A 13,193-nucleotide genomic window follows, 5' to 3' on the forward strand; every position below is an offset into this window, starting at 1 on the left:
CGGGAAATTTTTCACTTTAGTGATAAGTCATTCAATTCAATGAATAAAATACGTAAAACTGCGCGAATATAAAAAACGGACGCTTTGTAGGCATCCGTTCTTGTATTTATTCTTTGCTCACCACCAGCTCGGTGTAGCCAGTATCGGGATCATGCTCTCGACTGAACCCGTAACCATCAAACTTCAGTAAACATACTTCCGCGGTATGACTGACAATACAGCCTTCCATCAAGTGCCCGCCGATCACCGTGCCCTGTTCGTCCGCGACCGAAATATGTAGGTGGACATGCTCTTGCGTGAGCGTGCCTGAAACAGAAAGGATTTCGAATGGCTCGATTTTGCTAAGCGTCGATTTTCCGTCGGTCACACGAATTTTTAGTTCAGACAGACACCCTACCAACGATGCTACACAGCCAGCTTGAATCTGATGCGTTTTCAATGCATCGAGAATTGACCGCTTAAGATCTGCGCCTCGGGTAAGACGAAATGCTATAGGTTCGACAGATGACATGGCGACTTAAATGATGGTTATTTAAATGACTTGTGTGGGAAAACGTTGCGAATTCGTTGCTGTACTTTGTGGTCAATATCTTTTGATAGAACCAGCTTGGCAGGATTAAAACGGTTTCGATACACCTTGATGGTGCCGCTGAAAGGCGTCCGCTTGTTGATTTCTTCACAGTCATGAAGAAACCCGTGAGGAATTTTCCCTTTCTTATTAACAAGCTGACCGTCTTTAAACTTGATAAGAATAATAGGACGGTCAACCAAAAGATAAGCGAATAAAGCGATAAAGCTAACAGCGAGAAAGTACTCCATGCTCATTCCTTACATGTCGAGCAAACTACTCAAATCTTTCTTAAGCGCATCGACTTTCTTGTTCGCATTCTGGGAACGGTTGGCTTCACCAATCAGGTATTCAATCGTGTCCGAGAGCGTCGCATCGAGTTCCTGCGCTTTCAAAGACAATTTTTCCCAAACTCGGAAGTCCAGGTCAATCGACTTTTTGCGCGTGTGTTCTTGTTCAGCATTGAAGTGACGCTTACGCTTCGCACGAATTGCCTGCTTAAGCTTGGTATCAAGCTCTGAGGACATGTGCTCGCCGATCCATTCGATCACTTTTGTAGGCTCATGTTCGAGCGCTAACAGTGATTTTACTGCGGCTTCGACCTCGCTGGTGTCGACATAACGTGTAACGTTCGCACCTTCTTTATGCTTTTTGACCAGATAGCTCCATTTCCATCCGGCTTCGAGGTTTTCAAGTTGTTGATATTTCATAATTCGAGTTTTATTTGGTTGAGAGCAAAATAAATGTGAAATACAGTGACAGCGTAACAGCAGTTTACTTTTTAATCAAATTAACTCTGCGTATCTCTTTGATCTTTTCTATTCAGATATCAAAACTGAACCCTTTTGTATCGAGGCTCTATTCACTTCGTTTCTTTAACTCCGACAACTGGTTATCTTCGCTACTTTGAAAGAGCGTATTCATTTATACTCATCGGTAATTAATACACTGAAAAAGTTGATACCCAAACGTATGCAAGAAGTTTCCTGGCAGTCCGTCGTGCCGCAGTTTTCTCATGTTGAAGCACACATTCATCAATATGCCGCTATCGAAGCGACCTCTCCTTGTGCATTGCAACCGAGATTAAAAAGCAGCATTGAACGTCTCGTTCATGAGCATCACTTCCCGCGTCTTCTTCTGGTGACAGCTCCAGATGTTTATGACTACCTGAAATTGCTCGAGAGCATGACGAAAGCGGCGCTACCGTCAGATGATATGCCAGTGGTCATCGCAGAGAATATCGATGAGGTTCAGCTGTTTGGCGCAGTGTATCCGAACAATTCTGATGTGACAACGTCACGAACTGTAAATGGACTCCTTCATCAAGCAAATGGCGGTGTGCTTCTCATTTCTCTTGGCTGCATTCTTGCTCAACCCAACGTTTGGAGCCGATTGAAGTCCCTACTTTCAACGAACAAACTGGGCTGGAAAAGCGCAAAACCCGATGTTTACTGCGAACTGCCACCTGCTTCAGAAATTTCCGTCAGAGTTATCGTCGTTGGCGATCGCGCATTGATGTCTGACTTTGAAGCTGGCGAGCCTGAATTGCATGGCTTGGCAAGTTACACCGAATTCGAACAGGACATGTATCTGACTGAAGAGAACGTTGGTACCTACCTGTCGGTGCTAAAAGGTCATCAACAAGCTTTCGGTATCAAGCCTCTTGATCCAGAAGCCGCTCAACGTGTGATGCAGGCTGGTGCGAGATATACCGAAGATCAGGAAAGGTTGCCGCTCTGCCCGCTCTGGACGCAAACCTTATTGCGTGAAGCAGACTACCAAAGTACTGGCGAGACCATTGTGGCACCAGATGTTGAAGCGGCCATTGAGGCTAAATACTTCAGAGAGTCTTACCTGCCATTGCGCGCGGTTGATGACATTCATAAAGGTCAGGTATTCATTGATACCCGCGGCGAACATATAGGACAGGTCAACGGCCTGACAGTGATTGAAATGCCGGGCCACCCAATGGCTTACGGCGAGCCCGCTCGTATTTCTTGTGTGGTCCACTTTGGTGACGGCGACATTGCTGACGTTGAGCGTAAAGCAGAGCTCGGTGGTAACATTCACGCCAAAGGTATGATGATCATGCAGGCGTTCGTTAGCGCTGCGCTGGATTTGGACGAGCCTTTGCCATATTCCGCATCCATAGTGTTTGAGCAGTCTTACTGTGAAGTTGATGGCGACAGCGCTTCTCTTGCTGAGCTTTGTGCCTTTGTCAGTGCGCTGTCCCAGACCCCCATCAATCAAAGCATTGCCATTACTGGCGCCGTTGACCAATTCGGTCGCGTGCAGGCCGTTGGCGGCATCAACGAGAAAATCGAAGGCTTCTATCACATCTGTGAGCACCGCGGCCTCAGCGGCGATCAGGGCGTGATTTTGCCGAAGACCAATCTCAACGCACTCTGCCTGAGTAAAGATGTGACTGAAGCAATCCGCGACGGTAAATTCCACATCTGGGCAGTAGAACATGTTGAGGAGGCTTTCCCACTGATCACTGGCCTACGGTTTAGTGGTGATGAAAATGAGGAAGATGGAGTTGAAACTGAGACACTCCTCGGGAAAATCGCCCAACGAATAGATGTTTTTCATCACGGTGAGACCCGTCACACATCCTTAATAAATAAGCTTAAACACTGGTTAAACCACAACTGATCCGAGTTGTTTAGCTTACACGTGTACGCTAATCTGCTCCTAACTTTTTATAGGAGCAGTTTAATGCTAATGAAACGTCACTCTTATGACAGAGACGACCTACTAGCCTCTAGCCAAGGAGAGCTTTTCGGACCAGGTCGTCCACAGCTACCAGCACCTAACATGCTGATGATGGACCGTATTGCAAACATCACGGACGAAGGTGGTGACCATGGCAAAGGCTTTATCATCGCTGAACTAGATATCACTCCAGACTTGTGGTTCTTTGACTGCCACTTCCCTGGCGACCCAGTGATGCCTGGTTGTCTTGGTCTTGACGCGATGTGGCAACTGGTAGGTTTCTTCCTCGGTTGGTCTGGTGGCGAAGGTAAAGGTCGTGCACTGGGTGTGGGTGAAGTGAAATTCACTGGCCAAATTCTGCCTACCGCTAAGAAAGTGACGTATGAAATCCAGATGAAGCGCGTTATCAACCGTAAACTGGTGATGGGCTTGGCTGACGGCCGTGTATTAGTAGATGGTAAAGAGATCTACGTAGCGAAAGACCTGAAAGTAGGTTTGTTCCAAGACACCTCTTCTTTTTAAGTAGTCATCGACACGCCAAAGTTCTAAACCGCCTCCGGGCGGTTTTTTTGTTCTCCCTACACTTTTCTTTCCTTTTTCCCTAGCAATAAGCGTTATGTAAGCGCCTCCATTTTGATATAGAGCATTTTGAACCAAAGAAATAAGTTATAGTGCATTATAGAGTGAACAAAAGCCCCGTCTCCGGGGCTCATGTATAGTTTGATGTGGGTTAAAAAGTTACTTCAGCATCGATACTTTCGTATCTCGACCTTCGCGCCAACCTCCTAGCCATTGGCTGCGCGCGTCCATGGCTTGATAGGGACATGTCTCAGAGGATCGACCGTTTACACCAGCTTGGTAGCCTTTCGCTTGTGCTCGCTCTAAACGATCTCGCTTCTGTCTTTTCATATGTTCGCCCTCTTATCCTAAGATAGTTGTATCTTTTCAGTGAGGTTTCATTCAAGTTGATCTTTTATGAACCTCACCAATTAAGATTCACGCATGGTTAATAAATAATCAAGCATCGAGAGGCTCATCCAACAAAAATTTGTGAAGATGAGCCAGAAAGTGAAATTACTTTTTACGACGGAAAATTCCGCCTAACGCCAGCAACCCGAGGCCTATAGCACCTATACCACCACCACTACGTTCAATAACATTTTTTTCCTCTGGACGAGGAGAAATATCACCCGATTGGCGAACCAATTTTACAGCTACCAGCTCTTCGGTTCCGTTACATCTTGCATTGTGCGCTACTGAGCTGTATCCACCAGCACAGTAGAAAGCTGAAGCGGCAATATCGCCATTTGCTGCAATATCAAACGCTTCGGCGATACGAAACTGGTTAGCATTTCCGGTTGGGTTGTCATCGTTAGTCAAATCATCCAGACGCCAGCCACGAGTGCTATCAAAATCTGCACTCGGTGTACCGTGAGCATAGATGTAGCCACGCTGACGACGGGAGCGATCACGTGAATTTTCGATATCAACTTTACCTACAAGCTCGTTATTGTCGTTGATAGCCGCAGCGGTCGCGTTGTACCCGTTAAAGAACAGAGCACTCTGTGACGTACCCAGAAGCGTGGTGGAACTTCCATCGTTAACGAATACGGTTTCTGCATAAGTACCGTTATTTAGGCGTGCATTCTTTGCCACACCAACAATAACGCCGCTACTATTGATATCGGTCGCTTCGGTGTATTGATAAATGATATCTCCGCTCTGACGAATATCGACACCAGGTATCAGCGACATATCCCAGCAGCGTTTGGTTGTACCTGTGATACAGGTAGCGAAGTCGGCAACTGGTGTATATTTAACAGCCCGTGCATAAAAACCGCTGTCGTTATAAGTATTAAAACCGACCATGGTTGGAGCACTGTTACTTACAATGGCAGCTGCATTTACACTGGCTTGCGCGGTATCGTCAGTGTTGCCCGTCGCTCCATTAGGAAAATCGGCGATAGCAAAAGCATTGACTGCATCAGCCGCACCAGAGCCTGATGCCAACCAAATAGCAGCCTGATTGGCAAATTGGAAGTACTGGCAAGCACGATCGGAGTAATTCAGGTTCGTTGCACAGCTTGAAAGATTTGCTAGACCAGTGTCTTCAGGAACTTTATTTCCATTACCTACATCAGCCATGTTTGCTACTGATGCTGAACCAAAAACAATAGTCTGACTTGCAGCTTCAATTACACCGTTGGCGTTGGTTTGTCCAATCGCTTCTATGACTGTGCTTGAACCTGATGGTGGCAACATTTCAGCTTCACCGTAAAAGCCTCTGCGTTGAAATGCTCGTGCGTGAATAGCGCCAGAGTTGGTGTAAGGAGCACTTGAAGTACCAACTGCAACGCCGCCATCAGTCACTGAGTTAACAACAACATTGGTCGACGCGGGATCTGCACTACCCGGTGGTTCAGTGCCATAAACACCATTACCAAAAGGATTAACAGAGGTTGCGTTTACTGTGGCGACACTATTGCTGCTGAAACCGTTGCTCCATGCATCAATTTCTTTCTTCAAACCACCTAGGCAATTTTGCGTGCTATCTTGACTATCACAAACAGCGCCGGAAGCTTGAACACCGTACCACCTTTCATCAGCCCACTCTTCACAGGTGTTGTAACCCAGAAAATCGCGGCAGTAACGGTAAAGATTGTCCTGACTGTTAATGAAGTGCTCAACATCTACCATATAAGGCAGTTCTTCCGAGTAATTCAGACCAACCGGACCACTCAAGCCTTCAACAGCAACCTTCGACGAATCCGAAGAAATTGCTGTTGTTTGAGAAGAATTACTTGAAGGTGAATCCATCAACTGGACTTGGTAAAGGGCAGCATTTGCTACCGCAGGGATACCAGCCACCGCAAGTGCGATAGCTGATAGTTTGAATTTGTTGAACTGCATTACGATTCCTTTTGCATCTCTTCGAGTTCTTCCCATCTTTCAAAGGCGGTTTCCAACTCAGCTTCTGCTTCGCTCAAACGCTGCAGGACAGGCTGTGTTTCTTCCGTACTTTTCTGGAAGAACGCAGGATCGTTTACCGATTCCTGTATTTTCGCGATTTCATTCTCTAGGTTTTCAATAAGCTGTGGAAGCGCTTCAAGCTCTCTTTGCAACTTGTAAGACAATTTTTTGCCTGGCTTATTGTTATTTGCCTGTTTTTTAGGCAGTTCTTCCTTTGGAGCTTCCTTCGCTTTCGGTTTTTCTAACTCGATGGTCTTTAGGTAGTTATCACGTTGCTGCATCGCATCGTGATAACCACCAACAAATTTACGGATGACACCATCGCCTTCGAAAATCCAGCTATGGGTAACGGTATTGTCGACGAACTGACGATCGTGGCTCACCAACAGTAACGTACCCTGATAATTGGCAAGCAATTCTTCCAAAAGTTCCAGAGTTTCGATGTCCAAATCGTTGGTTGGTTCATCGAGTACCAAAAGGTTGCAGGGTTTTAGAAAAATTCGTGCCAACAGAAGCCTGTTTTTCTCACCACCAGACAGCGCTTTTACAGGCGTACGGGCACGGCGTGGGTGGAACAGGAAGTCTTGTAGATAACCGAGCACATGTCGCTTACGGCCCCCGACTTCCACTTCCATCTTACCTTCTGCCAGGTTGTCGATAACCGTCTTTTCCGGATCCAGTTTTTCACGGTACTGGTCAAAGTAAGCGACCTCCAACTTAGTACCCACATGGAACTTGCCTGAATCTGGCGCGATCTTTTCCAGCATCAGCTTCAAAAGCGTACTCTTACCACAGCCATTGGGGCCGATCAGCGCGATACGATCTCCGCGCATCACATTGAAACTGAAATCACCAATGATCTTTTTACCATCCCAGTGGTAGTCGATGTCACTGGCTTCAAACACAATCTTGCCCGAGCGCACAGCTTCATCCAGTTGAATGTTTGCATTGCCCTGCACTTCTACGCGATCCGCACGCTCTCGACGAAGCTGTTTCAGAGCGCGCACACGACCTTCATTACGTGTACGACGTGCTTTGATGCCCTGACGAATCCAAGTTTCTTCCTGAGCCAACTTCTTATCGAATTCAGCATTCTGCTCTGCTTCTACACGGAGCATCTCTTCTTTGCCTTCTAGGTACTTCTCGTAGTCGCCCGGCCAGGAAGTCAGTTGGCCACGGTCTAAGTCGACAATGCGGGTTGCCATAGATCGGATAAATGCACGGTCGTGTGAAATGAAGACGATGGCACCTTTGAAATCTTTCAGGAAGCTTTCCAACCAGATGATGGTCGCCACATCCAGGTGGTTGGTTGGCTCATCAAGCAGCAGAACGTCTGGATCACACACCAGCGCGCGAGCCAACGCCGCTTTACGCTGCCAGCCGCCAGAAAGCTCGGACAGCTTTTTGGTACCATCCAGTTTCAATGCGCCTAATACCGTAGTCAGTTGGTTTTCAAAACGCCACGCACCGGAATGTTCAAGTTGCTCTTGAACACGTGCCAAGCGATTGATGTTCTTCTCGCTTGGGTCATGCTCAATTAAGCCCAGAAGGTCGTGATACTCTTTGAGCTGCGCTCCAACTTCTGCCAACCCTTCAGCGACATAATCAACAACACTTCCCTCAGCATCACGCGGAGGATCCTGCTCTAGGCGGGAAACTTTCAGATCTTGTTGGCGGTTAATGCTGCCGTCGTCGAGTTGAACGGTGCCATGAATCACCTTCATTAAGGTCGATTTACCTGCGCCATTACGGCCAACCAAACAAACCCGCTCGCCCTGCTGCAGGACAAACTCTGCGTGATCCAGCAACGGGTTATCACCATAAGCCAGTTGCGCGTTAGTGATGTTAATCAATGCCATGTTTTACTAACCAAGTGTTTAAAGCTGAAGAATCGAATGGCCAGCCCAGTTCATCGTCGACTGAGCCGTCATTATTTTGGAGAGAGAGCACCGGAATAGTGACGCCGTAACGCTCAAACAAAGTGTCATCAAACGCTATGTCTACAACGCGCAAGGCAGCGGTTTTACCCGCTGCCTGATATAGCGCCAATGCCTCTTCACATAAGTGACACCCTTCCGTGCTGTAGAGGATTAAGGCCATTAACCTTCCTTGTGTGTGATAATCCAACAGTTATGAATCTGCTTATTACGCTCAAAATCCATCGGGATTGAGCGGTTTGTGATGTTTTGAGCTTGTAAGCCTATCTCTGCCAGCGCTTCGACATCCATCTTGAAGTTACGCTTGTTGTTAGAGAAGACAATTTCTCCGCCCTCGCGTAACAGACGCTTAAGCTCGGTCATAAGTTTGATGTGATCGCGTTGGACATCAAAGGTATCGAGCATACGCTTAGAGTTCGAGAAGGTCGGCGGATCGATAAAAATCAGGTCATATTGCCCTTTCGCCATCGACAACCATTTCAGGCAGTCAGCTTGCTCGAACATGTGCTGGCGACCTACTTTACCGTTAAGCTTCATGTTGCGCTCGCCCCAGGCAAGGTAAGTCTTCGACATATCTACCGTGGTGGTAGATCTAGCGCCGCCTACCGCCGCGTGAACGGTCGCTGTGCCGGTGTAAGCAAACAGGTTGAGGAAATCTTTGCCTTTCGCTTTTTCACCCAGCATCTTGCGTGTATAGCGGTGATCCAAGAACAGGCCTGTATCCAGGTAATCATAGAGATTCACTTCCAGCGTCACACCGTACTCGTGAACCTTCATAAAGCGCTTGGCTTCACCTAACTTCTCGTATTGGTTGGTACCCTTTTGCTTCTCTCGGGTTTTCAACACCACATTATTGGCATTGACGCCCGTCACAGCAATTGTGGCGCGAACCATGTCAAGCAGACGACGACGTGCTTTCTCTTCTGGAACGGTTTTAGGTGGCGCATATTCCTGAATAACAATGTTGTCGCTGTAACGGTCAATTGCCGCGTTGTACTCAGGCAGGTCTGAATCGTATAGACGATAACATTCAACGCCTTGTTGCTTAGCCCACTTTTCCAACTTCTTGATATTCTTGCGAAGACGGTTAGTAAACTCAGGCGCCACATCAGCGACCGGTGCAGGCCCACCTTGTGACGTTGTCACTTCACCACGTGCGGTAATGTGATAAGTCTTCATTACGCAATCAAGCGCGCCATTACGGAGCTTGTAAGTATTGTCTGCTCGCATGCGTAAGCAGCTCAGCAACTCGTCAGAACCCGAGTAGATGGATGCAATTGAGCCTTTAAACTGGCTCTTCAACTGAACGCCTAACTGGGTGTATAACGCGATAAGGCCCGGCGTAGTGCCCAGACGCTCACCATATGGAGGGTTACAAATGATGTTGCCCGCTTCGAAGCCTTCTGGACGTGTCAGTTCCGCTGCGTCACCTAACTCAAACTGAATCAGGTCTGCTACGCCTGCACGACGGGCATTTGCTTTGGCCGTTTCCAGCACGCGACGATCGTTATCGAAGCCGAAGAATTTACTGTCGCACTTCGCAGGACCTTTCTTCGACTTGAAAGTTACCTCCGCGTGTACTTCCATCCACTCTTCACGACTGAATGATTTCAGTGCTTCAAAGCCCCAACGCTTGCGTTTCAGGCCTGGCGCCACTTCTGCAGCCATCATCGCCGCTTCAATCAGCAATGTACCGGAACCACACATTGGATCCAGCAAAGGCTTATCAAACGTCCAACCGCTTTTCATAACCAATGCTGCAGCGTTGGTTTCACGGAGTGGTGCAGCACCAGATTCTGTGCGATAGCCGCGTTGGTGCAAGCCAGAGCCCACCATATCGATTCCCAGAAGGCCTTGCTCTTTAGAAAGGCGCATGTGAATGCGCAGATCTGGCTGCTCACGGTCGATGCTAGGACGATCCAAATCCGCTTTCACAAAACGGTCAACAATCGCATCTTTGACTTTCAAAGCGCCATATTGGCTATTTCGGATTTCTCGGTTTGTACCATTGAAATCAACTGCGATACGTTTTCTCTCGCTGAAATACTGCGGCCAGTTAATAGCCGAAGCACCCAGATACAGGTCCATGTCGTCACGTACAGCGAATTCACCCAGAACAAGAATGAAACGTGACGCCGTGCGGCTCCATAAACAGCACGTGTAAAGAGTTTTCTCATCCGCGCGGAATCGTACACCGGCACTCACAGCTTTCACGCTGCTGGCACCCAGCTTTTCGAGTTCTTCTGCTAACAGGTTTTCTAAACCGCGGGAGGTAATTGCTAAATATTGATTCATGGATATGGATTCTGAGGAATGTTGCGCGCGATTATAAACGAATTCAAACGTCAACGCTCTATCAAGGGTGATTTATCTCACTATTTTCCTTGATAACAAACTTCGCCGTTCAAGCACTCTGGCTCATCAAATCAACTCGGTTCGTACAGATTTCGATTTCTCCAAAGAATGCGATTGGTCAATTGCATGCATCTCCCGTACAGAGTCAATCAACCTCTATCGAATCACTTACCCACAATGAGAACTGCGTTTCCACATGGAAACATTGGCGCTCAGGCCAATCATTCCAACCTCCGAGCTCAAACAGTGCCAACTATTCCGCCACCTTTAGAAAAAGAAGTAAGCACACACTTATCCACAGGGACAATTAAATAAAGGACTATATTTATCGAAGCTTGGAACACTCTTTCCGGATAGGAAACTTAATACGGCTCAAATTCTGGTATATACCAGAGACCTTTTTTACTCAAAGCGCGACGCTAAAAAGAGGAAATAGCCTCTATATCGTTTATGAATTTGAACTAAATTTGACGCAATTGAGGGATAAACAAAGAGTAAAATGGCAGCAGATAGAATCTATTTATGTGATATTAATCACTATACATACTATCTACAAAGGCACTGTATCCTGACTTTGGGAGCACTTTTCTCATCTTCACTGTCAGAAAATTTAGCAATAACTTTGAGAATGACGAACGCCAGGGCCGGTATTTTAGATGGCAGGTCTGTGCGAGAAATGAGCTTTACCTCGTGACCTTTTCTATACCTAAATTGATACTCATCGTTAGATGATTAAGCGCTTGCACGTGAAAGGAGCTGCAATGGTTAGCCCTATCAAAAGACGTAAGAATAGGTACACAGAATGGACATGCTAAACCTCAGAGGCTCTGACAGCTCACGCTACAAGAGCGTAATACACAACCAGAACGAGAATAGAAATGTAGATGTGATAGGAAAGAAAATGGGGCTGATAGAAGCCGCTCTATCAGCCCACTAACGCATAATGACCACTGCTGTTATCGTATTGCTGTTGGTATGTCGATAACCGGTCATTCATTACTTTTATAGCTTCGCAAAACCGCATATTTTTAGTGTCGTTCAGCGTAAGCGGTGTTTCGCTGGCGTGCATGCACAAGGATGCGCAGCCAGCGTTTTCAATCACCAAGAAAGCTTCGCTGCCGTATTCGGTTTTCAGTTCAATGATGGAACCTAGTTCTGGAGAGAGGTCCCCTTCCTGAGCCTGAAAAAACCAGCTTTTAGGTAGAAGCGGCTTATGGAAGCGTTTTGCTGCCACTGCGTTCAAAATGAGTTCGGCCTTTCTAGGGCCAGTTATGGGTAGAACACTCACTGCATCAGAGTAAGCTTGAAAGAGTGATGCGTCGTCGACTGAAAATGGGGTATCAACAAACGCATCGGGGATGAGGTGCTTTCTTTCAATGGCAACACGGAAAACCATCTCATGACCCAAATCCAGCATCAGCGTTTGAGCTTCGGAATCGAAGTACCACTTCCAAGCGTTATTTGGCTTCAACATCGTTTTCGCTCCTGCGACAACTTGAGATTCGGTCCATGACCATCGAAATTAAAGATGCTTCGTGGAAGTGTAATCGGCAGGAGATAAAAAAAAAGGGGAAATAAATCCCCCTTCTCTTTCAAATTACTTAATTTTTCAGCTTAAATATTTCGAACTATATCTTTCACTAAACGCGGCCCGTGATAGATGAATCCAGAGTAAACCTGAACAAGTTCCGCACCTGCCATCATCTTCTCTTTTGCCGCCATCACAGAGTCAACACCACCAACACCGATGATTGGTAGCTTGCCATTCAGTTCCTGATGAAGACGACGAATCACTTCAGTACTCTTATTCTGAACAGGTCGGCCACTCAAACCACCCGCTTCGTGTGCATGAGGCATGCCTTCTACCAAAGAGCGGTCAAGTGTCGTATTAGTTGCAATCACACCATCGATACCATGACGAACTAAAGAGTCGGCGACCTGAACTAATTCTTCTTCACTCATATCCGGTGCAATCTTCAGCGCGAGAGGTACATACTTGCCCTTCTCTTCAGCCAGTTTGTTCTGACGCTCTTTCAGTGAAAAAAGCAGGTCATCCAACGCTTCACCGTATTGCAGCGAACGAAGTCCTGGCGTGTTTGGCGAAGAAATATTTACCGCAATGTACCCTGCATGGTCATAAACTTTGTCCATACAGATCAGATAATCGTCTTTACCATTTTCTAATGGTGTGTCTTTGTTCTTGCCAATGTTGATACCAATGATACCTTCGTAATTGGCCTTCTTAACATTCTCGACCAGAGCATCAACACCATGGTTGTTGAAACCCATACGATTAATAATGCCTTCAGCGGGAAGAACGCGGAACAAACGCGGCTTGTCGTTACCATCCTGTGGGCGCGGTGTTACCGTCCCTACCTCAACGAAGCCAAAACCCATCGCGCCAAATGCATCAATACACTCGCCGTTTTTATCTAGGCCGGCTGCTAAGCCAACTGGATTTTTGAAATGCAGTCCCATGACTTGAACAGGACGAGGAGGAAGATGCTGACGATAAAAGATATCGAGAGGAGTGCCGGTGAAACGTGATAAGTTCTTCATTGCCAGATCATGAGCATGTTCTGGATCCAACTGAAAAATTGCCGATCTGGCGAGGCGGTACATCATGTAACCTCCAAAAAAAAGCCCCG

At 47.0% G+C, this 13,193-nt stretch carries 12 protein-coding genes; 2 read left to right on the top strand and 10 right to left on the bottom strand.

The features are described from left to right. Positions 1 to 106: 106 nt before the first annotated feature. From K6Q96_RS08665 to matP, 3 genes are read right to left on the bottom strand one after another with little or no spacing between them, the layout of a single operon-like run. Positions 107 to 511, bottom strand: a complete 405-nt coding sequence (locus K6Q96_RS08665; protein ID WP_251875020.1) for a PPC domain-containing DNA-binding protein — start codon at positions 509 to 511, stop codon at positions 107 to 109. A gap of 17 nt (positions 512 to 528) precedes the next feature. Continuing rightward, positions 529 to 819, bottom strand: a complete 291-nt coding sequence (locus tag K6Q96_RS08670; RefSeq protein ID WP_251875022.1) for a DUF3634 family protein — start codon at positions 817 to 819, stop codon at positions 529 to 531. A gap of 9 nt (positions 820 to 828) precedes the next feature. Beyond that, positions 829 to 1,278: a macrodomain Ter protein MatP gene (gene matP / locus K6Q96_RS08675; RefSeq protein WP_002537092.1), complete on the bottom strand. Its 450-nt coding sequence runs from the start codon at positions 1,276 to 1,278 to the stop codon at positions 829 to 831. Between the two features lie 262 nt (positions 1,279 to 1,540). Here matP and K6Q96_RS08680 point away from each other — a divergent pair, with 262 nt between their 5' ends. Together K6Q96_RS08680 and fabA are read left to right on the top strand one after the other, a co-directional pair. Then, positions 1,541 to 3,223: an AAA family ATPase gene (locus K6Q96_RS08680; RefSeq protein ID WP_251875024.1), complete on the top strand. Its 1,683-nt coding sequence runs from the start codon at positions 1,541 to 1,543 to the stop codon at positions 3,221 to 3,223. A 63-nt stretch (positions 3,224 to 3,286) separates the two neighbouring features. Beyond that, positions 3,287 to 3,805, top strand: coding sequence for a bifunctional 3-hydroxydecanoyl-ACP dehydratase/trans-2-decenoyl-ACP isomerase (fabA, locus tag K6Q96_RS08685; protein WP_062661437.1), 519 nt, complete (start codon positions 3,287 to 3,289; stop codon positions 3,803 to 3,805). 216 nt (positions 3,806 to 4,021) lie between these two features. On the opposite strand, the gene rmf is transcribed toward fabA, so the two are convergent. From rmf to pyrD, 7 genes are all read right to left on the bottom strand, one after another. Then, positions 4,022 to 4,192, bottom strand: coding sequence for a ribosome modulation factor (rmf, locus tag K6Q96_RS08690; RefSeq protein WP_082111327.1), 171 nt, complete (start codon positions 4,190 to 4,192; stop codon positions 4,022 to 4,024). Between the two features lie 165 nt (positions 4,193 to 4,357). Continuing rightward, the gene (locus tag K6Q96_RS08695) at positions 4,358 to 6,193 is read right to left on the bottom strand and encodes a DUF3466 family protein (protein WP_251875026.1); all 1,836 of its coding nucleotides are present in this window, start codon (positions 6,191 to 6,193) and stop codon (positions 4,358 to 4,360) included. Continuing rightward, positions 6,193 to 8,112 carry an ATP-binding cassette ATPase Uup gene (uup, locus tag K6Q96_RS08700; protein ID WP_251875028.1) on the bottom strand — a complete coding sequence of 640 codons (1,920 nt, stop codon included), beginning with the start codon at positions 8,110 to 8,112 and terminating at the stop codon, positions 6,193 to 6,195. Before uup ends, K6Q96_RS08695 begins: the two co-directional genes overlap by 1 nt. Continuing rightward, the gene (locus K6Q96_RS08705; protein WP_251875030.1) at positions 8,099 to 8,353 is read right to left on the bottom strand and encodes a glutaredoxin family protein; all 255 of its coding nucleotides are present in this window, start codon (positions 8,351 to 8,353) and stop codon (positions 8,099 to 8,101) included. The genes uup and K6Q96_RS08705 overlap by 14 nt, the downstream gene beginning before the upstream one ends. After that, entirely contained in the window at positions 8,353 to 10,485 is a 2,133-nt protein-coding gene (gene rlmKL / locus K6Q96_RS08710; protein WP_251875032.1) for a bifunctional 23S rRNA (guanine(2069)-N(7))-methyltransferase RlmK/23S rRNA (guanine(2445)-N(2))-methyltransferase RlmL, read from the bottom strand. Before rlmKL ends, K6Q96_RS08705 begins: the two co-directional genes overlap by 1 nt. Positions 10,486 to 11,470: 985 nt before the next feature. Continuing rightward, positions 11,471 to 12,019: a cell division protein ZapC gene (locus tag K6Q96_RS08715; protein ID WP_251875034.1), complete on the bottom strand. Its 549-nt coding sequence runs from the start codon at positions 12,017 to 12,019 to the stop codon at positions 11,471 to 11,473. Between the two features lie 140 nt (positions 12,020 to 12,159). Then, positions 12,160 to 13,170: a quinone-dependent dihydroorotate dehydrogenase gene (gene pyrD / locus K6Q96_RS08720; protein ID WP_251875036.1), complete on the bottom strand. Its 1,011-nt coding sequence runs from the start codon at positions 13,168 to 13,170 to the stop codon at positions 12,160 to 12,162. Between the last annotated feature and the right edge of the window lie 23 nt (positions 13,171 to 13,193).

The sequence above is a fragment of the Grimontia kaedaensis genome (assembly GCF_023746615.1).
In the GTDB taxonomy this organism is placed as follows: Bacteria; Pseudomonadota; Gammaproteobacteria; order Enterobacterales; family Vibrionaceae; genus Enterovibrio; species Enterovibrio kaedaensis.

Coding starts and splice junctions, on each gene's coding strand:
- K6Q96_RS08665 (WP_251875020.1), bottom strand. CDS start 511: ATGTCATCTGTCGAACCTATAGCATTTCGTCTTACCCGAGGCGCAGAT.
- K6Q96_RS08670 (WP_251875022.1), bottom strand. CDS start 819: ATGGAGTACTTTCTCGCTGTTAGCTTTATCGCTTTATTCGCTTATCTT.
- matP (WP_002537092.1), bottom strand. CDS start 1,278: ATGAAATATCAACAACTTGAAAACCTCGAAGCCGGATGGAAATGGAGC.
- K6Q96_RS08680 (WP_251875024.1), top strand. CDS start 1,541: ATGCAAGAAGTTTCCTGGCAGTCCGTCGTGCCGCAGTTTTCTCATGTT.
- fabA (WP_062661437.1), top strand. CDS start 3,287: ATGCTAATGAAACGTCACTCTTATGACAGAGACGACCTACTAGCCTCT.
- rmf (WP_082111327.1), bottom strand. CDS start 4,192: ATGAAAAGACAGAAGCGAGATCGTTTAGAGCGAGCACAAGCGAAAGGC.
- K6Q96_RS08695 (WP_251875026.1), bottom strand. CDS start 6,193: ATGCAGTTCAACAAATTCAAACTATCAGCTATCGCACTTGCGGTGGCT.
- uup (WP_251875028.1), bottom strand. CDS start 8,112: ATGGCATTGATTAACATCACTAACGCGCAACTGGCTTATGGTGATAAC.
- K6Q96_RS08705 (WP_251875030.1), bottom strand. CDS start 8,353: ATGGCCTTAATCCTCTACAGCACGGAAGGGTGTCACTTATGTGAAGAG.
- rlmKL (WP_251875032.1), bottom strand. CDS start 10,485: ATGAATCAATATTTAGCAATTACCTCCCGCGGTTTAGAAAACCTGTTA.
- K6Q96_RS08715 (WP_251875034.1), bottom strand. CDS start 12,019: ATGTTGAAGCCAAATAACGCTTGGAAGTGGTACTTCGATTCCGAAGCT.
- pyrD (WP_251875036.1), bottom strand. CDS start 13,170: ATGATGTACCGCCTCGCCAGATCGGCAATTTTTCAGTTGGATCCAGAA.